This is a genomic window from Sphingomonas sp. BT-65, from assembly GCF_026107375.2.
Lineage (GTDB): Bacteria > Pseudomonadota > Alphaproteobacteria > Sphingomonadales > Sphingomonadaceae > Sphingomonas.
This window is the reverse complement of record NZ_JAPCIA010000001.1, coordinates 1,784,638-1,806,371: the sequence shown is the minus strand read 5'-3', so window position 1 is coordinate 1,806,371 and position 21,734 is coordinate 1,784,638. Positions and strand designations below refer to the sequence as shown.

21 protein-coding genes and 1 riboswitch are annotated in these 21,734 nt (G+C 68.5%); of the genes, 10 read left to right on the top strand and 11 right to left on the bottom strand.

Translation table 11 applies throughout. The annotated features are described in order from the left end of the window. The first annotated feature begins 8 nt into the window (after positions 1-8). Positions 9-2,675 (top strand): pyruvate, phosphate dikinase, encoded by a 2,667-nt coding sequence (gene ppdK, locus OK349_RS08620; protein ID WP_265117407.1) that lies wholly within the window; start codon positions 9-11, stop codon positions 2,673-2,675. 23 nt (positions 2,676-2,698) lie between these two features. Next, on the top strand, positions 2,699-3,229 hold the full coding sequence (locus OK349_RS08615; protein ID WP_265117406.1) for a hypothetical protein: 531 nt from the start codon (positions 2,699-2,701) through the stop codon (positions 3,227-3,229). On the opposite strand, the gene OK349_RS08610 is transcribed toward OK349_RS08615, so the two are convergent. The 8 genes from OK349_RS08610 to OK349_RS08575 all read right to left on the bottom strand — a co-directional run bounded on the left by OK349_RS08610 (position 3,226) and on the right by OK349_RS08575 (position 10,732). After that, entirely contained in the window at positions 3,226-3,531 is a 306-nt protein-coding gene (locus OK349_RS08610; protein ID WP_265117405.1) for a hypothetical protein, read from the bottom strand. The genes OK349_RS08615 and OK349_RS08610 overlap by 4 nt on opposite strands. 80 nt (positions 3,532-3,611) lie before the next feature. Next, positions 3,612-4,610: a type II secretion system F family protein gene (locus OK349_RS08605; RefSeq protein WP_265117404.1), complete on the bottom strand. Its 999-nt coding sequence runs from the start codon at positions 4,608-4,610 to the stop codon at positions 3,612-3,614. A gap of 4 nt (positions 4,611-4,614) precedes the next feature. Beyond that, entirely contained in the window at positions 4,615-5,592 is a 978-nt protein-coding gene (locus OK349_RS08600; RefSeq protein WP_265117403.1) for a type II secretion system F family protein, read from the bottom strand. A 45-nt stretch (positions 5,593-5,637) separates the two neighbouring features. After that, positions 5,638-6,942 (bottom strand): P-loop NTPase family protein, encoded by a 1,305-nt coding sequence (locus tag OK349_RS08595; protein WP_265117402.1) that lies wholly within the window; start codon positions 6,940-6,942, stop codon positions 5,638-5,640. Continuing rightward, a complete protein-coding gene (locus OK349_RS08590) occupies positions 6,939-7,580 on the bottom strand; it encodes a CpaD family pilus assembly protein (RefSeq protein ID WP_265117401.1) in 642 nt (213 codons plus the stop codon). Before OK349_RS08590 ends, OK349_RS08595 begins: the two co-directional genes overlap by 4 nt. A 15-nt stretch (positions 7,581-7,595) precedes the next feature. Then, on the bottom strand, positions 7,596-9,176 hold the full coding sequence (locus tag OK349_RS08585; RefSeq protein WP_265117400.1) for a type II and III secretion system protein family protein: 1,581 nt from the start codon (positions 9,174-9,176) through the stop codon (positions 7,596-7,598). Position 9,177: 1 nt separating this feature from the next. After that, positions 9,178-10,209: a Flp pilus assembly protein CpaB gene (cpaB, locus tag OK349_RS08580; protein WP_265117399.1), complete on the bottom strand. Its 1,032-nt coding sequence runs from the start codon at positions 10,207-10,209 to the stop codon at positions 9,178-9,180. 52 nt (positions 10,210-10,261) lie between these two features. Further along, the gene (locus OK349_RS08575) at positions 10,262-10,732 is read right to left on the bottom strand and encodes an A24 family peptidase (protein ID WP_265117398.1); all 471 of its coding nucleotides are present in this window, start codon (positions 10,730-10,732) and stop codon (positions 10,262-10,264) included. Between the two features lie 71 nt (positions 10,733-10,803). Here OK349_RS08575 and OK349_RS08570 point away from each other — a divergent pair, with 71 nt between their 5' ends. Genes OK349_RS08570 through OK349_RS08560 form a run of 3 tightly spaced genes read left to right on the top strand, consistent with a single transcriptional unit; the run spans position 10,804 to position 13,268 of the window. Then, entirely contained in the window at positions 10,804-11,922 is a 1,119-nt protein-coding gene (locus OK349_RS08570) for an alpha/beta fold hydrolase (protein ID WP_306310661.1), read from the top strand. Between the two features lie 9 nt (positions 11,923-11,931). Continuing rightward, a complete protein-coding gene (locus OK349_RS08565; protein WP_265117397.1) occupies positions 11,932-13,041 on the top strand; it encodes an NAD(P)/FAD-dependent oxidoreductase in 1,110 nt (369 codons plus the stop codon). Positions 13,042-13,094: 53 nt separating this feature from the next. Further along, positions 13,095-13,268, top strand: a complete 174-nt coding sequence (locus OK349_RS08560; RefSeq protein WP_265117396.1) for a YegP family protein — start codon at positions 13,095-13,097, stop codon at positions 13,266-13,268. Between the two features lie 273 nt (positions 13,269-13,541). Here OK349_RS08560 and rnhA read toward each other — a convergent pair whose 3' ends face one another. From rnhA to ispH, 3 genes are read right to left on the bottom strand one after another with little or no spacing between them, the layout of a single operon-like run. Continuing rightward, a complete protein-coding gene (gene rnhA / locus OK349_RS08555; protein WP_265117395.1) occupies positions 13,542-13,982 on the bottom strand; it encodes a ribonuclease HI in 441 nt (146 codons plus the stop codon). Continuing rightward, entirely contained in the window at positions 13,979-14,938 is a 960-nt protein-coding gene (thrB, locus tag OK349_RS08550; protein WP_265117394.1) for a homoserine kinase, read from the bottom strand. Before thrB ends, rnhA begins: the two co-directional genes overlap by 4 nt. A gap of 3 nt (positions 14,939-14,941) precedes the next feature. Further along, the gene (ispH, locus tag OK349_RS08545) at positions 14,942-15,907 is read right to left on the bottom strand and encodes a 4-hydroxy-3-methylbut-2-enyl diphosphate reductase (RefSeq protein WP_265117393.1); all 966 of its coding nucleotides are present in this window, start codon (positions 15,905-15,907) and stop codon (positions 14,942-14,944) included. A gap of 115 nt (positions 15,908-16,022) precedes the next feature. Between ispH and OK349_RS08540 the strand changes: the two genes are divergently transcribed. From OK349_RS08540 to gcvPB, 5 genes are all read left to right on the top strand, one after another. Beyond that, complete coding sequence (locus OK349_RS08540) at positions 16,023-16,661, top strand: hypothetical protein (protein WP_265117392.1); 639 nt, start codon at positions 16,023-16,025, stop codon at positions 16,659-16,661. Between the two features lie 95 nt (positions 16,662-16,756). Further along, positions 16,757-16,894: riboswitch (glycine riboswitch) on the top strand. 168 nt (positions 16,895-17,062) lie between these two features. Then, on the top strand, positions 17,063-18,205 hold the full coding sequence (gcvT, locus tag OK349_RS08535; RefSeq protein WP_265117391.1) for a glycine cleavage system aminomethyltransferase GcvT: 1,143 nt from the start codon (positions 17,063-17,065) through the stop codon (positions 18,203-18,205). A gap of 2 nt (positions 18,206-18,207) precedes the next feature. Then, positions 18,208-18,579 (top strand): glycine cleavage system protein GcvH, encoded by a 372-nt coding sequence (gene gcvH, locus OK349_RS08530; protein ID WP_265117390.1) that lies wholly within the window; start codon positions 18,208-18,210, stop codon positions 18,577-18,579. A gap of 149 nt (positions 18,580-18,728) precedes the next feature. Further along, the gene (gene gcvPA / locus OK349_RS08525) at positions 18,729-20,087 is read left to right on the top strand and encodes an aminomethyl-transferring glycine dehydrogenase subunit GcvPA (protein WP_265117389.1); all 1,359 of its coding nucleotides are present in this window, start codon (positions 18,729-18,731) and stop codon (positions 20,085-20,087) included. Then, the gene (gcvPB, locus tag OK349_RS08520) at positions 20,084-21,652 is read left to right on the top strand and encodes an aminomethyl-transferring glycine dehydrogenase subunit GcvPB (protein WP_265117388.1); all 1,569 of its coding nucleotides are present in this window, start codon (positions 20,084-20,086) and stop codon (positions 21,650-21,652) included. Before gcvPA ends, gcvPB begins: the two co-directional genes overlap by 4 nt. Positions 21,653-21,734: the final 82 nt, after the last annotated feature.

Genomic DNA, 21,734 nt, shown 5'->3' with positions numbered 1-21,734 from the left:
GGGTTGGAATGACTCGATATGTGTACCGCTTCGGCGGCAACGTCGACGACGGCGGCAAGCAGGACAAGAATCTGCTCGGCGGCAAGGGCGCGAACCTCGACGGCATGGCCGGAATCGGCCTGCCGGTGCCCCCGGGCTTCACCATCTCCACGCCCGTGTGCGCCCTCTATTACGACCAGGGCGAGAGCTTCCCCGACAGCCTGAAGGCCGAGGTCGCGACCGGCGTCGCGCATATCGAATCCGTCACCGGCAAGAAGTTCGGCGACGCGACGGACCCGCTGCTCGTCTCGGTCCGCTCGGGCGCGCGCGTGTCAATGCCGGGGATGATGGATACCGTCCTCAACCTCGGCCTCAACGACGCGACGGTCCAGGGGCTCGCCGCCACCTCGGGCGACGCGCGCTTCGCCTGGGACAGCTATCGCCGCTTCATCCAGATGTATTCGGACGTCGTGCTCGGGCTCGACCATGGCCGGTTCGAGGAAGCGCTGGAGATCGCCAAGGAAGACCGCGGCTATTTCCTCGACACCGAGATGACCGCCAAGGACTGGCAGGAGCTGGTCGCCGAGTACAAGGCGCTGGTGGTGGAGCTGTGGGACGGCAAGGCCTTCCCGCAGGACGTGCACGACCAGCTATGGGGCGCGATCGGCGCGGTGTTCGGATCGTGGCAGTCGGAGCGCGCCAAGGTCTATCGCCGCCTCAACGACATTCCCGGCGACTGGGGCACCGCGGTCAACGTCCAGGCGATGGTGTTCGGCAATATGGGCGACACTTCGGCCACCGGCGTCGCCTTCACCCGCGATCCCTCGACCGGTGAGAACGCCTATTATGGCGAGTTCCTGATCAATGCGCAGGGCGAGGACGTCGTCGCCGGCATCCGGACCCCGCAATACCTGACCAAGACCGCCCGCGAGACCGCCGGCGCCAAGCCCGCCTCGATGGAGGAGGCGATGCCGGAGACCTATGCCGAGCTCGCTCGCGTCTTCGACCTGCTCGAGCGCCACTATCGCGACATGCAGGACATCGAGTTCACGGTGCAGCAGGGCAAATTGTGGATGCTGCAGACGCGATCGGGCAAGCGCACGGCCAAGGCCGCGCTCAAGATCGCGGTCGACATGGCCAATGAAGGGCTGATCACGCGCGAGGAAGCGATCGCCCGCGTCGATCCCGCCGCGCTCGACCAGCTGCTCCACCCGACGCTCGATCCCGATGCGCCGCGCGACGTGCTGACCAAGGGCCTGCCCGCCTCGCCCGGCGCCGCCTCCGGCAAGGTGGTGTTCGACGCCGACGCCGCCGAGCGCGCCGCCGCCAATGGCGAGGCGGTGATCCTCGTCCGCGTCGAGACCAGCCCCGAGGACATCCACGGCATGCACGCCGCCAAGGGCATCCTCACGGCGCGCGGCGGCATGACCAGCCACGCCGCGGTGGTTGCGCGTGGCATGGGCCGCCCCTGCGTCTCGGGCGCGGGCACGCTGTCGATCAAGGGCGCCGAGGGGATTGCGCGCGTGGGATCGCGTGAAATCCGCGAAGGCGATGTGATCACGATCGACGGCTCGACCGGCGAGGTGATGGTGGGCGAGGTGCCGACGATCCAGCCCGAGCTCGCCGGCGATTTCGGCACGCTGATGGAATGGGCCGACGGCGTCCGCCGCCTCAAGGTGCGCGCCAACGCCGAAACCCCGCTCGACTGCCGCACCGCGCGCGAGTTCGGCGCCGAGGGCATCGGTCTCTGCCGCACCGAGCACATGTTCTTCGACGCCGCGCGGATCACCGCGGTGCGCCAGATGATCCTCGCCGACAGCGAGAACGGCCGCCGCGCCGCGCTCGACAAATTGCTCCCCGAGCAGCGCAGCGATTTCGTCGCGATCTTCGAGGTGATGGCGGGGCTGCCCTGCACGATCCGCTTGCTCGATCCGCCGCTGCACGAGTTCCTCCCCCACGAGGAGGCCGAGTTCGCCGAGGTCGCGCAGGCCGCCGGGCTCGACGTCGAGACGCTGCGCCGCCGCGCCGCCGAGCTGCACGAGTTCAACCCGATGCTCGGCCATCGCGGCTGCCGCCTGGGCGTCACCTATCCCGAGATCTACGAGATGCAGGCGCGCGCGATCTTCGAGGCGGCGTGCGAGGTGGCGGAGAAATCGGGCGCCGCCCCGGTGCCCGAGGTGATGATCCCGCTGGTCGCCACCAAGCGCGAGCTCGAGCTGATGAAGGCGGTGGTCGACAAGGCCGCGCAGGCGGTGTTCGCCGAGAAGGGCCGCACGATCGACTATCTCGTCGGCACGATGATCGAGCTGCCCCGCGCAGCCCTCCGCGCCGGCGAGATCGCCGAGGCGGGCGCGTTCTTCTCCTTCGGCACCAACGATTTGACGCAGACCACGCTCGGCGTCAGCCGCGACGATGCCGGCCGCTTCCTCACCACCTATGTCGAGAAGGGCATCTACGCGCGCGACCCGTTCGTCTCGATCGACGTCGAGGGCGTGGGCGAGCTGATCAGCCTCGCCGCCGAGCGCGGCCGTGCGACGCGGCCCGACATCAAGCTCGGCATCTGCGGCGAGCATGGCGGCGATCCCGCCTCGATCGCCTTCTGCGAGGCGACGGGGCTCGACTATGTCTCCGCCTCGCCCTATCGCGTGCCGATCGCGCGGCTGGCCGCGGCGCAGGCGGCGCTCAAGAGCAGGTGACCGGCGTGGCGGCGATGGCGGGCGTGGCAGTCCTGAACCCGCGCCCGGAAATGAATCCCGTCGAACGCCTCAACGCTGAACTCCTCGCCGGCCGAACCGCCACTGAAGTGCTCGAGGAGCGCTGCGCGGCGCTCGGCCTCGCGGCCGCGCCGCGCGTGCATGCGGAGGTCCGCCGCGACCGGCTGGTCGCGGGCGAGGCCGCCGCGCGGCTCCGTCTCGAGGCCGGTGACGCCGAGGAGCTGGGCTATCGCCGCGTCTACCTGATGTGCGGCGCGCATGTGCTGTCGGAAGCGCTCAACTGGTATGTCGCCAGCCGCCTGACGCCCGCGATGAATGAAGCGCTCGAGACCAGCGACGTGCCGTTCGGGCGCGTGATCCTGCCGCTCGCGCCCAGCCGGCGCACCATCTCCACCCGGATCCTGTGGGACGGCAGCGGCGCGGCGCCCTCGACGGTGCTGCGCCATCGCGCGCTAGTGGTCGACGGGCAGGGGCGACCGCTCGCCGAGGTGATCGAGAATTACCGCGCGATCCTGGTGACCGGCGCCGCCGGCTAGCGCTTCCGTGCGGAGGGAGCCGCTGCCTCCGCCTCCGCTTCCACGGTGTCAGGTTGCGGCACAGCCGGTTCGTCCGTGGCTCCCGCCGCCCCGTCGCGCTCCTGTTCGAGCTGGCGAACGCGTTCGCGCGCCTTGACCAGCGCCTTCTCCATCTCGCGCTTGTACTTGGCGATGATCACCTCGCGCTCGCGGAACCGCTTCTTCAGCTGGCGGCTCTGCGGGCTGAACGCGATCCCGAACAGCCAGCCGGCCAGCAGCGCGGCGCCGAGCAGGACCCAGCCAAAGGGCGATGTGAAGGGCATCGACAAGCCTTTCTGGCAGGAACCGTAACCGTTTAGCCGTCGATGCCGGGCAGCGCCAGTGGTGCGTCCGGGGTACCGGACTAACCCGCCAGCAGCGCGTCGTTGATCGAGCAGGCGGCCGGACCGAGGATCACGATGAACAGCACCGGCAGGATGAACAGGATCAGCGGCACGGTCATGATCGCGGGCAGGCGCGCGGCCTTTTCCTCGGCGCGCATCATGCGCTCGTTGCGGAACTCGGCCGAGAGCACGCGCAGCGCGGAGGCGAGCGGGGTGCCGTATTTCTCGGTCTGGATCATGGTGGTGACCACGCCGCGGATCGAATCGAGGTTGATGCGCATCGCCATGTTCTCGAACGCCATGCGGCGATCGGTGAGGAAGCCCAGCTCGATCGCGGTCAGCGAGAATTCCTCGCCCAGCTCGGGATAGGCCTTGCCCAGCTCCTTGGCGACGCGGCCGAACGCGGCGTCGACGGTCAGGCCCGCCTCGGCGCAGATCACCAGCAGGTCGAGCGCGTCGGGAACGCCCTTGCGGATCGCCGCGCTGCGCTTGTCGATCTTGTTCTTGAGGTAGATGTCGGGGCCCTTGTAGGCCGCGATGAAGCTGCCCGCGACCAGGCCATAGGCCTTGATCGCCGACCAGTCGGCGAACAGCGAGGTGCCATAGACGACGAACAGCATGATCCCGCCGATTACGATCGGCAGCACCATGCGGCCGAAGATCACGGCATAGGCATAGTCCTTGGAACGGATGCCGGCCTGGAGCAGCTTGCGCTGCGCGACCTTGACCTGCTCGTCCTGCAGCACCTTGAGCGAGGACAGGAGGGACCGGAGGCGGTCGGTGGTGTCGTTCTGGCGGACGAGCTTCGCGCGGCGCTTGCTGGTCGACGCGCTGATGCCCGCCTTCAGCTGCTCGCGCCGCTCGTTGAGCGCCTTGACGCGCTTCGCCATCGGGTCGCGCGCCGTGGTCGCGGCATAGATGGCGACGAGCACGCAGAACGCCGCCACGCCCGCGAGCAGGGTCGCGACATAGATGACGTCGACGCCGAGAAGGGTGGGGCCGGTGGAGCTGGTCAGCATGGCATCAGATCTCGAAGCTGATCATCTTGGCCATGATGAACGCGCCAATGGCCATCCACACGAGCCCGCCGCCGCCGGCCACCATCAGCCGTTCGTCGGTGAAGAATTTCTGCATATATTCGCCGCTGATGAACCAGATCATCACGAAGACGATGAAGGGCAGCGAGCCGATGATGTAGGCCGACGCCTTCGATTCCGACGACATCGCGCGGATCTTGAGCTTCATCTGCCCGCGCTTGCGCAGCACCTCGGCGAGGTTGGCGAGCGTCTCGGCGAGGTTGCCGCCGGTCTCGCGCTGGATCGCGATGGTGATGCAGAAGAACTGGAATTCGGGCGTGCCGAGCCGGTCCGCGGTCTCCTGGAGCGCCTGGTCGAGCGTGCGGCCGATCTTCATCTTGTCGCTGATCGCGCGGAATTCCTCGCCCACCGGCCCGTCGACCTCGGCGCCGACCACGCCCATCGTCTCGGTGATCGGCAGGCCGGAGCGCAGGCCGCGCACCAGCAGCTCGATCGCGTCGGGGAACTTGGCGTTGAACGCGTTGAGGCGTTTCGAGATGAAGAAGCCGACCACCATGTGCGGCAGTCCGACGCCCACGGCCAGCCCGGCGAGCAGCGCGAGCAGGACCGGCAGGCCCTGGAACCACATCGCGGCGGTGACCACCACCGCCAGGCCCAGCGTCGCGAGGCCATATTGCCCCACCGTCCAGCCCTTGCCGGTCATCGCCAGCCGCTTGCCGAGCAGCGCGGGGTTGGGAAGGAAGCGCGCCGCCGCCTTGTCCATGTTGCTGGCGCGCGCGGTCGAGATCTTGCGCAGCTGCGCCTCGACCGCGCCGCTGCTGCCGACGCCGGTATGGCGGTCGCGCAGCGAGGTCAGCCGCCGCGCGCCCGCCTTCTCCGCCGAAGGCCCGGCGAAGGCGAGCACGAGCAGTGCCAGCACCATGAAGGCGCCCCCCGCCAGCAGCATCAACGGCAGCATGTCCATGCCTTGTTCGACTCCGTACCTGCGGACCAGCGGAACGCCGGGCCGTTACGCCTTCTTCTTGGGCAGCTTCATCGAAAGGCCGGAGAGCTTGCCGAGCAGCGAGCCGCCCTTCTCCCCTGCAGCTTTGGCGCCCTTCAGGCTCTTGCCCTTGCTATCCGTGTCCTCGGCGGCGGCGTCGGTATAGGCGACGACCCTGTCCGCAATGTCGGACAGCGGCGCGAGCCCCTTGACGCCCTTGCCCGCCTCGGCGAGCGGCTTGCCGAGCTTGGCCGCCTGGACCGCGACCTTGGGCTCGTACGGGAGCGCATAGTCGATGCGCCGCTCGATCGAGCCTTCGAAGTCCTTGCGGCTGATCTCCAGCTGGCCGCCGGCGGGCACGCGGTTGGCGACCACGATCATCTGCGTGTGCGGCGCGTTGGACTTGAACCAGGAGAGGATGCGGATCGCGTCGCGCGCCGCCGCCAGCGTCAGCTCGGTCACCAGCACCGCGACCTGCACGTCGGTGATCAGGTGCGGATAGTTGACCAGCATCGTGCGCGGCAGATCGATCACGGTGCATTCGAACGCGCCGCGAATCTCCTCCTGGAGCTGGAAGAACGCCGCGCCGTCGGTCATCACCGGCGAGTTGATCGGCGCCTCGGCCGACAGCACCGCGAGCTTGTCCGACGCCTTGACCATCGCGCGCTCGATGAACAGCCCGTCGATGCGGCTGGGGTTCTCGATCGCGTCGGTGAGGCCGCGGCCGGGCTCGAGGTCGAGCGCGAGCGCGCCGGTGCCGAAATGCACGTCGAGGTCGAGCAGCGCGGTGTTCCGCCCCGCCTTCTCGCTCAGCAGCCACGACAGCGAGGTGGCGAGCGTCGATGCGCCGACGCCGCCGCGTGTGCCGATCACGGCGACCGCGCAATGCGGCCGGTCCGTTCCCGGCTCGGCGAACTTGGGCGCGTTGAGCACCGTCTGCGCCTGGACGAACGCCTCGCGCAGCATGTCGGGATTGAGCGGCTTCAGCAGATAGTCCTGGATGCCCGAGGCGACGAGGTCGCGATACAGGCGGACGTCGTTGACCTGGCCCGCGGCGATCACCACCGTGCCCGGCTCGCACACTTCGGCGAGCGCGTTGATGTCGTTGAGCGGATCGCCGCTCTCGCTGAGATCGACGAACAGCACGTTGGGGCTGGCCGAGACCGAGAGCGTCTGCACCGCGTTGCGCAGTCCGCCCTTGTTGACCTTCTCCGGGTTCCAGCCCTGCTCGATCGCGATCGGGCGCAGCGCTTCGGCCGTCGCCTCGTCGCAGACAAAGGCCACGAACGGCTCGCGGTGCGCGGCGCGCGCGGGACTAAAGGGTGCGTTCACTTGCCACCTCCCGCGCTCTCGCCCTTCACGTTCGTGCCGCCGCCGCCGCTTGGCGCCGCCTTGCGCAGCGCGTCGATCGCCTTGAAGTTGGTGACCGGATCGGCGGTCTCGGCGCCCGGCTGGCCGCGGACCAGGTCCTCGGGCCGGGCGACCATCGCCGCGAGATTGCCGTTGATCGCGCACCCGAAGTTGGAGGTCGTCGCGTTGTCGGTCTCGGGCTGCTGCGCGCGCGACCAGTCGGGGCAGCCTGGCACGCTCGCCTGCATGCGGCTGACGATCACGCGCACCGTTCCCGGCGCGATCGCGCCCGGGGTGATCGGGGCGGTATTCGAAAGAATGATGCCGTAGCGGTTGGCCTCGGCCGCGACTTCGCCGCGCGCGCCGGTGCCGGCCGGGTCGTCGACATAGACGCGGTCGCCATAGGCGAGGCGCAGCGACGCCAGCCAGCCGGCGACGCGCTCGCGCTCGCCCGGGGCGAGGCCGGCGCCGTCGGTCGCGGCGTCGAACACATAGTCGGTCCGCGCCACCACCGGCTGGTTGACCGACTCGACTCCGCGATTGGGCATGCTGGTGGGACCGCAGGCCGTCAGCATGGCGGCGCCTCCGGTCAGCAGCAGGATCGTGTTACGCTTCGACATTCGTTCCTCCTGCGATCAATTGAAGCCGAAGCCGGGAGCGGGCGTATCGGCGGCCTTCTTGCCTTTGCCCTTCCTGGCGGGCGCCATGCCGGGCTGCGCCGGCGTGGCGACGGGCTGCTGCGGCTGGGGCTGCTCGCCCGGCGCGCCGGGGTTCGCCGCGCCCAGCGAGGGCGCGGCCGTCGCGGGCGGCGCCATGCTCGGCATCGGACGCTGGCCGCCGCTCTTGCTGGTCTCGAGCTGACCCAGGAACACGCGCTCGGCGTCGGTCGGCGCCCGGTAACCGTCGGTCGGCAGGCGGATCTCGTTCGCGTTGACCGGCTTTACCAGATACGGGGTGATGACGATCACCAGCTCGGTCTCGCTGCGCCGGAAGCCGTTGGAGCGGAACAGCGCGCCGAGGATCGGGATGTCGCCAAGGCCCGGCGCCTTGTCGATCGAATTGTCGTGCGAGTTCTGCAGCAGGCCGCCGATCATCAGGCTCTGCCCCGAACCCAGCTCGACCGTGGTCTCGGCGCGCCGCGTGGTGAGCGCCGGGATCTGCGTTCCCTGGATCGTCACCGAGCCGGCTGCCGAAAGCTGGGACACTTCGGGGCGCACGCGCAGCGAGATGCGTCCGTCGGAGAGCACCGTCGGCGTATAGGCGAGGCTGACGCCATATTGCTTGTACTCGACCGACACCGCGCCCAGCCCCTGGCTGACCGGGATCGGGATCTCGCCGCCCGCGAGGAACGAGCCGGTCTCGCCCGACAGCGCGGTCAGGTTCGGGTTGGCGAGCGTGGTCACCTGGCCGAGCTGCTCGCCCAGGTCGAGGCCGCCGAGGATGTCCATGCCGAACAGCTTGCCGGCGCCGAACAGCGAGGTGCCGGTCGCCGCCTTGGTCGCCGAGGTGATGCCGTCGGCTGCTTCCTCGGCGACGCCGAGCGGTCCGCCAGGGGCAAATGTGTTGAAGAACTTGCGGCCCTGGCCGATGCCGAACTTGAACCCGCCGGTCGGGTCGAACGTGGCGAGGTTGACGCCGATATTCTTGACGAAGCTGCGGCTCACCTCGGCGATGCGCACCTGCAGGTTGACCTGCAGCGGCGTCGCGGTCTTGAGCCGCGAGATGATCTGCACCTCCTTGCCGACGATCGCCTGCGCGATCCGCTCGGCCTCGGCTGCATCCTCGGGCGCAGCGACGGTGCCGAGCAGCATCACCACCCCGTTCATCGTCGTCACCGAGATGTCGGATTCGGGCATGGCGGTCGCCAGCATCCCCTGGACGCTGTCGAAATTGTTGCCGATGCGCACCGTCGCCGAATAGATCACCTTGCCGGCCTTGGTCGTCGCATAGACCGTGGTCTCGCCGGCCTTGCGCCCGAACACCCAGAGCTGGGTGGGCGAGCGGACCTGGACGTCGGCGATCCCCGGATCGGCGACGAAGATGTCGGACATCGGCGCGTTGAGCGTGATCATCCGCCCGCGGCCGGTCGCGATCTGGACCATGTCGCGCGGCGCCGCGTGAACGGTCTGGCCAATCGCCGGCATCGGCGCGGTGGCGGTCATTCCCGCCACGGCGGCCAGCGCCAGCGGCGCCCCCAGCTTCCCCCTCAAACGCATGTCAGTTCTTCCCCCCAACCGGGACAATCGTAACGGCATTGCCCCGTGCAACTTTCACGACCGGGCCTTCGGACTGTGCGCCCGTCCCCCCCGGATAGGACCCGCTCATCATTCCAGCCGGACGGCGGTCCGCCGGCTTGCCCGGCACCGTGCTGCGCTGGAAGCGCGACACGTCGGCGCCGGTCGAGAAGGTCGAGCGGCCTTCCATCGGACGCGCCGCGACGCGGGCGAGCATCGCCTTCTCGGCCTTGGGATCGTTGCCCTCGGGCACCGAAACCTCGCCCGCGGCGATCGCTTCCTCAAGCTCGCCATTATTGTCGGCGATCGAGCGCAGCGACAGCGACAGCGAGCCGAGCGTCTGCGCGACCGCGATCTTCTCGGCGATGCGCGGCGTCGCCTCGACCGTGACGGTCGAATAGGTGGTGACGACGGTGTTGCCACTCTCGTCGGTCTGCTTGTCGGTCTTCTGGTCGGTGGCGAGCACGCGCAGGTTGCGCAGCACCGTCTCGGATGCCTTGAGCGGAGGCCCGTCGCCGCCGCCCGACACGGTCTGGGTCAGCAGCAGGTCGACGCGATCGCCCGGGAACACGAAGCCCGCGACCGCGCTCTGGGCGGAGACGGGGACCGTCACCGCGCGCATGCCGGCGCCGAGCGCGGCGGCCAGGAAGCCGCGGTCGCCGGGCTTGACCACCGCGCCCTGGGCGATCGGCTGGCCCGCCGGAATGGCGAAGCGCACCACCGTGCCCTGGAGGGCTTTGAGGTCGGTATCGGCCTTGCGGTAATAGGCGCCCTCGACCAGTTCCTCCGGCCAGGGGACGAATTTCATCGCTTCGGGCCCCAGGATCGTGCCGACGGGCAGCGCCTTGGTCGCGACGAGCACCTCGACGCCCTGGATCGGCGCGGGACCGTTCGCGGTCGGCGCCGCATCGGCGACGGGGGCCGGTGTGCCGACCATCAGGGTCCGCGCCATGAATGCCGTGACCGCGGCGATGATCAGCGCGCCCACCAGCAGAATGATCTTGCGTCCGTCCATGACGTCTCAGGCCTTTCAGTCTTCATGACCGGGTTTCCCCGGCGTTAAGCATCTACGTGAACTGGTTAAGAATCGGTTCGCGAAGCATCAGCAGCGCGGCGATGGCGATGGCGATCCCGTAGGGGATCTCGGGTTGCTCGCTCCGCCGGCGCAGCCATTTGTCGAGCAGCATCAGCAGCGTGATCGCGCCCCCGGCCAGCGACATGATGATCAGCATCGTCAGCAGCGGCTGGAACGGGAACCACAAGGCGAGCGCGCCGATCATCTTGACGTCGCCCCCGCCCATCATCCCGAAGTGGAACGCGGCCGCGAACACCGCGAACACGGCGAGCGCGATGCCGATCTGGAGCGCGATATCGGGCCACAGCGACAGCCCGGCGGCGATCCACCACGGCACTGCGAGCAGCGCGATCGCGGCGTTCTTCCAGTTCGCGATCTCGCGAGTGCGCGCGTCCTCGATCCCGGCGGAGACCAGGATCAGGCCGAGCACGACCAGCAGAATCGTCGAAGCTACCGCTCCCATTTCAATGATGCCCACACCCCTTTGAGCATGGACCCTAGACGCAGGGGCTTTCCAAAACGTAACCAACGCAAATGGCCTCTTCACCATTTGCCTCCACCGCGTTTGACCGCCGGGCAATCCCCGCGGGCGCACGCATCACCAACTGGGCGGCGCCCGACGGCTGGCAGCTGCGCCGCTTCGACTGGCCGGCGGAAGGCCCGCCGCGCGGATCGATCCTGTTCCAGGGCGGGCGCGGCGACGTGGTCGAGAAATATCTCGAGACGCTGGCGCACTGGCGTGGCCAGGGCTGGAACATCGCCTGGTTCGACTGGCGCGGGCAGAGCGGCTCGGGCCGGGTGAACGGCGCGAAGAGCGGCCATATCGAGGATTTCGCGGACTTCATCGCCGATTTCCGCCCCTTCGCGCAGGAGTGGCAGGCGACGACCCCGAGGCCGCATGTCGTGATGGGCCATTCGATGGGCGGGCATCTGGTGCTGCGCGCGCTGGTCGAGCAGGCGATCCGGCCCGATGCGGCGGTGCTGGTCGCGCCGATGCTGGGCCTCAAGGCGCCGCTCGGCCTGGTATCGGTCGGCGAGCGCTTCGCCCGGCTGATGGGCGGGCTCGGCGATCCCGCGCGTGCGGCGTGGAAGGTCAACGAGAAACCCTACACCACCGAGACCCGCCAGGCGCTGCTGACGCACGACCGGGCGCGATACGAGGACGAGCTGTGGTGGCAGCAGGCCAACCCCGCCAATGTCACCGGCCCGCCGAGCTGGAAATGGCTGATCGAGGCGTTCCGCTCGACGCGCGAGCTGCGCGACAGCCCGGCGCTCGCGGCGATGGACGTGCCGCTGCTCGCGCTGATCGCGGAGCATGACGGGCTGGTCGATGCCAAGGCGGCGCTGGCCACGGTCGCCCGGCTTCCGGATGCGCGCATCATACGCTTCGGCAAGGAGAGCGCGCACGAGATCCTGCGCGAGGTCGACGCGGTGCGCGAGCGGGCGATCGGCGAGATCGACCGATTCCTGGATGAGCGGGCGAGTTCCAATCCTCCCCCGCCAGGGGGAGGTGGCGCGCGAAGCGCGACGGAGGGGGAGGACTCTCCCACGACCGTTCTGGAATCCTCCCCCTCCGTCAGCCTGCGGCCGACACCTCCCCCTGGCGGGGGAGGATTGAACCCGGACGACAGTGAGAATGTCGATGCATCCTAGAGCGCGCCGATGAGCCGCTACGACGTCGCGATCGTCGGCGCCGGAATCGCCGGCGCAGGGCTCGCGGCGGAGATCGCGCCGCACGCGCGCGTGCTGCTGCTCGAGGCCGAGGACCAGCCGGGCTACCACGCCACCGGCCGCTCCGCCGCCTTCTGGTCGGAGACCTATGGCGGAGCGGACATCCAGCCCTTGTCCAAGGCGTCGGGCCCGGCGCTGCGCAATCCGCCGGCCGAGCTGGGCGGAGAGAGCTTCCTGACCCCGCGCGGCGAGCTGTTCATCGCGACGCGCGAGGACCGGCATGTGCTCGATCGCTTCGTCGCCGAGTTCGCCGCGGCGGGGGTCAAGCTCGAGCCGGTCGACCCCGCGCCGCGCTGTCCGGGGCTGCGGCCCGAATGGACCGAAGCGCTGTGGGACCCGACCTGCGCCGACATCGATGTCGCGCGGCTGCATGCCGCCTATCTCGGCGCGGCGCGGCGCGCGGGGGCGGAGCTCGTTTGTTCGGCGGGGGTAACTGCGGCGCGCCGCGAGGGCGGGGGCTGGCGGATCGAGACTCGTGCCGGGGTGTTCGTGGCGGACGTCCTGGTGAACGCGGCTGGCGCCTGGGCCGATCCGGTGGCGGTGCTCGCCGGCGCGCCCGCGCTCGGGATGATGCCGCTGCGCCGCACGATGGTTCAGCTGCGAGTCGATCCGCCCGCGCAACCGGTGCTGCCGCTGGTGCGCGATGCGCGCGACCGCTTCTACTTCAAGCCCGAGGCGGGCGGGCGCATCTGGCTCTCGCCGCATGACGAGATCCCGAGCGACCCGTGCGACGCCGCGCCGGAGGAGCTCGATGTCGCGATGGCGATCGACAAGTTCGAGACCGCGGTCGACTGGCGGATCGAAGCGGTCGAGCGCAAATGGGCGGGCCTCAGGACCTTCGCACCCGACCGCAAGCCGGTCTATGGCTTCGATCCCGCGACGCCCGGCTTCTTCTGGTGCGCGGGGCAGGGCGGGTTCGGCATCCAGACCGCGCTCGCCGCATCGAAGCTCGCCGCGTCGCTGCTGCTCGGCACCGCGCCCGATCCGATGATCGCGCGCATCGATCCCGCCGCCTACTCGATCGAGCGATTCCGCGGCTAGACCTGTCCCGCGGATCGGCTATCGTTGGCAGGCCGCAACGATGGAGGCCGAGTATGGCGCACAAGTTCGTGATCGAGCAGAACAAGGCGGGCGAGTATGTCGCCAAGTTCAAGTATAACAGCGAAATCATCTTCTGGACCGAAGGCTATACCAGCAAGGCCTCGGCCAGGAACGCGATCGAGTCGATCCTGAAGAACGGTCCCGGCGCGCCGGTCGAAGAGGACTGAGGCCTACGCGGCGCTCGCCTCAGGGCGGGCGCCGTACCGTCTTGCAATGTTGGATTTCATTTGCTCTGCCAAGGGCTCGCCGCGATACCGGCGGGCTCTTTGACAGTGTCAACCGCGAACCTGCGCCAAATCACGCGCAGTGATTCATTTAAAATATTGAATTTCAGAAACTTACGTTTCTATTGACGTAATTGACAACGGCCGTCGCACCCCCTCGATTCTGTCAACCGATACTGCCAACTACGACAATTTCGATCATCCTGAGCGGGGTGCTCAAACCCGCAGCGCGGCGTCGCTGGCAAGCTTGTCGGCGCGTTCGTTGTCGGGGTGGCCGGCATGGCCCTTGACCCAGGTCCACTCGATGCGGTGCGGCTTGGCGGCGGCGAGGAGTTCCTGCCACAGGTCGGCATTCTTGACCGGCTTCTTGTCGGCGGTCTTCCAGCCGTTCTTCTGCCAGCCGAAGATCCATTTGGTGAGGCCGTCCATGACATAGCGGCTGTCGGTCGAGAGCTTGACCCGGCACGGCTTCTTAAGCGCCTTCAGCCCCTCGATCGCGGCCATCAGCTCCATGCGGTTGTTGGTGGTATGCGCCTCGCCACCCGACAGTTCCTTCTCGGTCGCGCCCATGCGCAGCACAACGCCCCAGCCGCCGCGGCCGGGATTGCCCTTGCACGCCCCGTCGGTGGCGATCTCGACCAGCGGCATCTCGGTCATGCGACGCGCGTCACCAGATCGGGAATGTAGTGGTTGATCCGCCGGACATAGGCGAGCGGATCCTTGCGCATCACCAGCGCATCGGCGGGAGTGTTGAGCCAGTCCCAGGCGCGCGACAGCGTGAAGCGGATGCAGGCGCCCGCTGCGAGCATCGTAAACAATGTGGCCTCGGTTTCGGTGAGCGGGAAGCCAGCTTCGTACCCATCGAACAGCGCTTCGCCGACCGCGGCGTCATAGCGGCTGCCAGTCGCGTCGAATGCCCAGGCGCTGTGCATCACCGCGAAGTCGTAGACGCGGATATCGGTGCAGGCGAAGTAGAAGTCGATCAGGCCCGTCACCTCGTCGCCGAGCATCAGCACATTGTCGGGGAAGAGATCGGCGTGGATCGCGCAGCGATCGAGATCGTCTCTGGCCCAGATCGGCGTGAGCTCGTCGATCGCAAAGCTAAGATCGTCATAGAGACTGGGCGCGATCTGGTCGAGGCTGTGGCCGCAGCGCTCCAGCAACGGCCGCCAGGTGTCCGCTCCCATCGAGTTGGGCCGGTCGAGCGCGAAGTCGGCGACGGCGGCGTGCATCTTCGCCATCGCCCGGCCCGCGGCCTCGGCCTGCGCCGGGGTAGGATGCGACAGCGAGACGCCGGGGAGGAACTTGATCAGGCACGCCGGACGGCCCTCGAGCTCCTGGATCTCGACGCCGCCCCGGTCCTTGATCGCCGGGGGGACCGGCAGCCCCTTGTCCGCCAGATGCTCGAGCAGCCCCATGAAATAGGGCAGGTCGCCCGCTGCGACGCGCTTCTCGTAGAGCGTCAGGATGAAGCGGTCGCGCGTCGTCTCGACCAGATAGTTGGAGTTCTCGACCCCCTCGGCGATGCCCTTGGCCGAGACCAGCTCGCCGGCGTCATAGCGTGCGAGAAAGGCGGCGAGCGCTTCCGCCGAGACCTGCGTGTAGACCGCCATGGCTCAGGCGGCTTCGAGGCCGCGGGGCAGCTTGAAGGCGATGGTTTCCTGCGCCGTCTCGACCTGGCGCTCATTGACTTCGAAGCGCGTGGCGAGCTTGTCGACCAGCTCGCGCACCAGCACCTCCGGCGCCGAGGCGCCCGCGGTGATGCCGAGCGTGGCGACGCCGCGCAGCCAGTCGAAATCGAGATCGTCGGCGCGCTGGATCAGCTTAGCGCCGGTGCCCTCGCGCTCCGCCACTTCGACCAGCCGCAGCGAGTTGGACGAATTGGGGGCGCCGATCACCAGCACCAGGTCGCACTTCTCGGCGATCGCCCGCACCGCGGCCTGGCGGTTCGAGGTCGCATAGCAGATGTCGTCGGCCCGGGGCGCGACGATGCCAGGGAAACGGCGCTGGAGGATGGTGAGGATCGCCGCGGTATCGTCCACCGACAGCGTGGTTTGCGTGAGGAAGGCGAGGTTGGCGGGATCGGCCGGCGCGACCGCGTCGGCGTCCGCCTCGGTCTCGATCAGCGTCATGCTGCCCTCGGGCACCTGGCCGAAGGTGCCGATCACCTCGGGGTGTCCGGCATGGCCGATGAACAGGATGTGGCGGCCCGCGGCGACCAGCCGCTCGGCCTGGCGATGGACCTTCGAGACGAGCGGGCAGGTCGCGTCGAGATAGGAGAGGCCGCGGTCCTGCGCCTCGGCCGGCACCGCCTTGGGCACGCCGTGCGCGGAGAAGACCACCGGCACGCCATCGGGCACCTGGTCGAGCTCGTCGACGAACACCGCGCCCTTGGCCTTCAATGAATCCACCACGAACTTGTTGTGGACGATCTCGTGCCGGACATAGACCGGCGCGCCGTGCTTCTCGATCGCCCGCTCGACGATCTGGATGGCGCGGTCGACCCCCGCGCAAAAGCCGCGCGGCGCGGCGATGAGGAGTTCCAGGACGGGCTTGTCGCCAAGGTTCGACGGAGTGCTCATGTTGCGCGAGGCTCTACGCGATTGCTTGCGCGGGCGAAAGGCGGTTCCTATGACGTGGCGGGCCGGCGCCTGCCCTGCGGCGCGGCCAAATGTCAGTTCGGGAAAGGTGCCCCTCTTGAGTATCCGCAAACTTGGTCTTGCCGCGACGACGATTCTGGCGCTCGCAGGCTGCTCGAAAACGGGCGACATCGCCGAGGGGGGCATCACGCAGATCCGGTCGGCCTGCCCGCGAGTCGGCGTGGCCGCGCACACCGGCGACATCACGCTGTTCAACCCCGCGACGAGCCGCGACGCGAACGCGATCGACGTGACCGCGGTGCTGACCAACGTCACCTCGACCTGCAACGATGCGAGCGAGACGATCTACACCGCGATCAATTTCGAGGTGCTGGGCAGCCGCCGCTCGGGCGAGGGCGCGCGCGAGGTGACGCTGCCTTATTATGTCGCGGTGGTGCAGGGCGGCAGCTCGGTCGTGTCGAAGCGGCTGGGGCAGGTGACGTTGCGCTTCGAGCCCGGGCAGACGCGCGCGTCGGCGACGGGCGCTGGCCAGGCCTATGTCAACCGCGCGGCGGCGACGCTGCCCGAGGATATCCGCCGCCAGATCCTCGCCAAGCGCAAGGCGGGGGACGAGACCGCGGCGATGGATCCGCTGGCGCGCCCTGAAATTCGCCAGGCGGTGCTCCGCGCCTCGTTCGAGGCGCTGGTCGGCTTTCAGCTTACCGATGATCAGCTGAAATATAACGCGACGCGCTAGTTCGCGCCGTTTCAGTAGCATAACGAATCAATTTCGCGATTGACTCGACTACGCCGCCGCATCAGACGAGATGGGTCGGTAGCGGGCAACCGTTGAAGGCACGCGCGGGAGAGTTGGGGTGAGCGCACCCAGATCGTAGCTGGCCGCCAGCGATCCGATTTGGGCAACAAACACCTCCGCCGAAGGAGCAACCGCCCCGGAATCTCTCAGGCACCAAGGACCGCGCGGGGCCACGACACTCTGGAAAGCGCCCCGGATCAGGTCCGGGGCCACCGAAGGGGTAAGCCCGGACGACCCGTATGGGTTTGGCGGGTGAAAGCTCTCAGGTTCCGTGACAGAGGGGGCGACGGTGAATGGCCGCGGTTTGCGGCGATTCCGTCGATTCCCTTGGAGATACGGACATGAGCGACGCCACCGAAGCCCCCGAAGCCGAGATCACCGAGGAACTGGCGCTGCTCCCGCTCGACGCGTGGCACCGCGCGCGCGGCGGGCGGATGGTGCCGTTCGCGGGCTATGCGATGCCGGTCCAGTATGAAGGCATCATGGCCGAGCATCTGTGGGTGCGCGAGAATGCCGGCCTGTTCGACGTCAGCCACATGGGGCAGCTGTTCCTGTCGGGCGAGGGGCTCGACGCGGCGCTGGAGGCGCTGATCCCCGCGGACGTAGCGGGCGTGAAGCTCGACGGGCAGAAATATTCGCTGCTGCTCGCCGAGAATGGCGGAATCCTCGACGACCTCATGTTCACCCGCTGGCAGGACGGCCTCTACATGGTCGTCAACGGCGCCTGCAAATGGGACGACATCGCCCATCTGCGCGAGCATCTGCCCGACGAGATCGACATCAACCATATGGACGAGCATGCGCTGCTCGCGCTGCAGGGGCCGAAGGCGGTCGAGGCGTTGGGCCGGGTCGTGCCTGGAGTGGATGCGCTGGTGTTCATGCGCGGCGGGCGGTTCGACTGGAACGGCACCGGCCTGTGGATCAGCCGCTCGGGCTATACCGGCGAGGACGGGTTCGAGATTTCAGTGCCGGCGGACCAGGCCGCGGCGCTGGCCGACGCGCTGACCGCGCAACCCGAGGTCAAGCCGATCGGGCTCGGCGCGCGCGATTCGCTGCGGCTGGAGGCGGACCTGCCGCTCTATGGCCATGACCTCGACACTGAGACGACGCCGATCATGGCGGCGCTGAACTTCGCGGTGGCGAGCAAGCGGCGGCGCGAGGAAGCGAATTTCCCGGGCGCCGCGCGCATCCTGATCGAGCGCGAGAACGGCCCGATCCAGCGCCGCGTGGGCCTGATCGTCGAAGGCCGCCAGCCGGTGCGCGAGGGCGCTTTGGTGCTGGACGAGGAAGGCAACGAGGTCGGCCGCGTCACCAGCGGCGGCTTCGCGCCGACCGTGCAGAAGCCGATCGCGATGGCCTATGTCCCGACCGCGATGGCCGAGCCCGGCACCCGCGTGACGCTGAGCCAGCGCGGCAAAGTTCATCATGGCGAAGTGGTCGCGATGCCCTTCGTCCCGCATCGTTATGTTCGTCAGGGAGCATGAAAATGAGCCGTTACTTCACCGAAGACCATGAGTGGATCGAGCTGGACGGCGACGTCGCCACCGTCGGCATCACCGATTATGCGCAGGGCCAGCTCGGCGACATCGTGTTCGTCGAGGTGCCCGAAGAGGGCAAGCAGGTCGGCAAGGGCGACGACGCCGCGGTGGTCGAGAGCGTCAAGGCGGCGAGCGACGTCTATGCGCCGGTCTCGGGCACGGTGATCGAGGGCAACCCGGCGCTGGAGGAGAACCCCGCGCTGGTCAACGAGGACCCCGAGGGCGAGGGCTGGTTCTTCAAGATGTCGCTGAGCGATACGAGCGAGCTCGACGGCCTGATGGACGAGGCCAAGTACGCGGATTTCGTGTCGAAGCTTTGATTTTCGCCGTCATGCCGGCCTCGTGCCGGCATCCACGGTGCGGCGGGCGATGGGCAAGAGGCTCGAAGGCATTCCGCGCGGCACGGTGGACCCCGGCACGAGGCCGGGGTGACGGTTTTTGGTAATTGGCCAGCGGCCGGAGAACTCAATTGCGCTACCTACCCCTGACTCCCAGCGACCGGCAGGCGATGCTCGCCGCGGTCGGCGCGGCAGCGATCGACGATCTGTTCGTCGATGTGCCGCAAGCCGCGCGGCTCTCCGGCCCGATCGCGGGGTTGCCGCCGCATGCCAGCGAGCTGGCGGTCGAGCGGCACATGACCGCGCTCGCGCGCAAGAACCTGTCGGCGGGGGAGGCGCCCTTCTTCATCGGCTGCGGGGCGTACCGCCACCATGTGCCGGCGAGCGTCGACCACATCATCCAGCGCGGCGAGTTCCTGACCGCCTATACGCCCTACCAGCCCGAGATCGCGCAGGGCACGCTGCAGGTGATGTTCGAGTTCCAGACCCAGGTCGCGCGCCTGCTGGGCACCGATGTCGCCAATGCGTCGATGTATGACGGCTCGACCGCGTGCTGGGAGGCGATCGGCATGGCGCGGCGCATCACCAAGCGCGCCAAGGCGATCCTGTCGGGCGGGCTGCATCCGCACTATGTCTCCGTCGCCAACACGATGGCGAAATACACCGGCGACCAGCTGGTCACCGCGCTGCCCGAGCTGACCGCCGAGCCGGATACGGACAAGCTGATCGGCATGATCGACGACGAGACCTCGTGCGTCGTGGTGCAGTATCCCGACATCCTCGGGCGGATTTCGGACCTGTCCGACCTCGCCGCCGCGTGCCAGGCGAAGAAGGCGCTGCTGGTCGCGGTGGTGACCGAGCCGGTGGCGCTGGGCGCGATCAAGTCGCCGGGCGAGATGGGCGCGGACATCGTCGTCGGCGAAGGCCAGTCGATCGGCGTGGGCCTGCAGTTCGGCGGGCCCTATGTCGGCCTGTTCGGCTGCAAGGAGAAATATGTCCGCCAGATGCCGGGCCGCCTCACCGGCGAGACGGTGGACGCCGAGGGCAAGCGCGGTTTCGTGCTGACGCTCTCGACGCGCGAGCAGCATATCCGGCGTGAGAAGGCGACGTCCAACATCTGCACCAGCTCGGTGCTGTGCGCGCTGGCCTGGTCGATCCACATGACGCTGCTGGGCGAGAAGGGGCTGCGGCAGCTCGCTTCGCTCAACCACGCAGGGGCGAGCGCCGCGGCAGAGCGGCTGACGCAAGTGCCGGGGGTTGAGCTGGTGACGCCGGTCTTCTTCAACGAGTTCACGCTCAAGCTGTCGAAGGAAGCTCGGCCCATCGTCCGTGACCTGGCGGACAAGGGTATCCTCGCGGGCGTGTCGCTCGGGCGGCTCTATCCGGGCGAGGCCGCGCTGGAGAACGGCCTCGTCGTCGCGGTCACCGAAACCACCACCGCGGAGGACGTCGAGACGCTTGCCGCCGCGCTTGAGGAGCTGCTGGCATGAGCATCAACCAGTCCGGCTGGCGCCCCGAGATGACGCCCGAGCGCCGCAGCGGCGACGCGACCTATACCGGCAACCGCGCGCTGATGCTCGACGAGGCGCTGATCTTCGAGATCGGCTCGCTCGACACCACCGGCGTCGACTTCGCCGCGGCGCCCAAGGCGGCGTCGCGACTGGGCGGGCTTGAACGCAACCGCGACATCGGGCTTCCCGGCCTGTCCGAGCCGGAGGCGGTGCGCCACTACACGCGCCTCAGCCGCCAGAATTACGCGATCGATCTCGGCCTGTTCCCGCTCGGCAGCTGCACGATGAAGCACAATCCGCGCCTCAACGAGCGGATGGCGCGGCTGCCCGGTTTCGCCGACATCCACCCGCTGCAGCCGGTCGACACGGTGCAGGGCGCGTTCGAGGTGATCCACCAGCTCGCCCACTGGCTGGTGACGCTCACCGGCATGCATTCGGTGGCGATGTCACCCAAGGCCGGCGCGCATGGCGAGCTGTGCGGCGTGCTGGCGATCCGCGCGGCGCTGGATGCGAAGGGTGAGCAGGCGCGGAAAGTGCTGCTGGTGCCCGAGAGCGCGCACGGCACCAACCCCGCGACCGCGGCGTTCGCGGGCTTCACCGTCGAGGATATCCCGGCGACCGAGGCCGGTCGCGTCGATCTGAAGGCGCTTGAGGCGCGTCTCGGGCCGGACGTGGCCGGGGTGATGATCACCAACCCCAACACCTGCGGCCTGTTCGAGCCCAACATGAAGGCGATCAGCGACGCGGTCCATGCAGCGGGCGGCTATGTCTATTGCGACGGCGCCAACTTCAACGCGATCGTCGGGCGCGTGCGCCCCGGCGACCTCGGCATCGATGCGATGCACATCAACCTGCACAAGACCTTCTCGACCCCGCATGGCGGCGGCGGGCCGGGCTCGGGGCCAGTGGTGCTGTCCGAGGCGCTGGCGCCCTATGCGCCGCTGCCCTTCGTCGAGAAGCAGGGCGACCGGTTCGAGTTGATCGAGGAAGAGACGGCGGGCGAGCATCATGCGTCGACCTTTGGCCGGATGGTGTCGTTCCATGGCCAGATGGGCATGTTCACGCGCGCGCTGACCTATATCCTCAGCCACGGTGCGGATGGCCTGCGCCAGGTCGCCGAGGATTCGGTGCTCAACGCCAATTATGTGCTGCGCGCGCTGGAGGATGTGCTCGACGCGCCCTTCGCAAAGAGCGGACCGTGCATGCATGAGGCGATCTTCAGCGACAAGGGACTGCCCGAGGGCTTCTCGACGCTCGACATCGCCAAGGGGCTGATCGACGAGGGCTTCCACCCGATGACGGTCTATTTCCCGCTGGTGGTGCACGGCGCGATGCTGGTCGAGCCGACCGAGACCGAGAGCAAGGCGGCGCTGGACCAGTTCATCGGCGCGTTCCGCTCGGTCGCCGAGCGGGCGAAGGCGGGCGACGCCGCGCTCAAGTCCGCGCCGCACTTCGCGCCGCGCCGCCGGCTCGACGAGACCCAGGCCGCGCGCAAGCCGGTGCTGGCCTATCGCGAGCCTCTCGGAGCGCAAGCGGCCGAATAGAACCCCCGTCTTGCGCTGTACTTGCCGCCCGCCGGAGCACCGGCGGGCGCTTGTCCGCGTTGAACGACGAATGTTTGTGGAG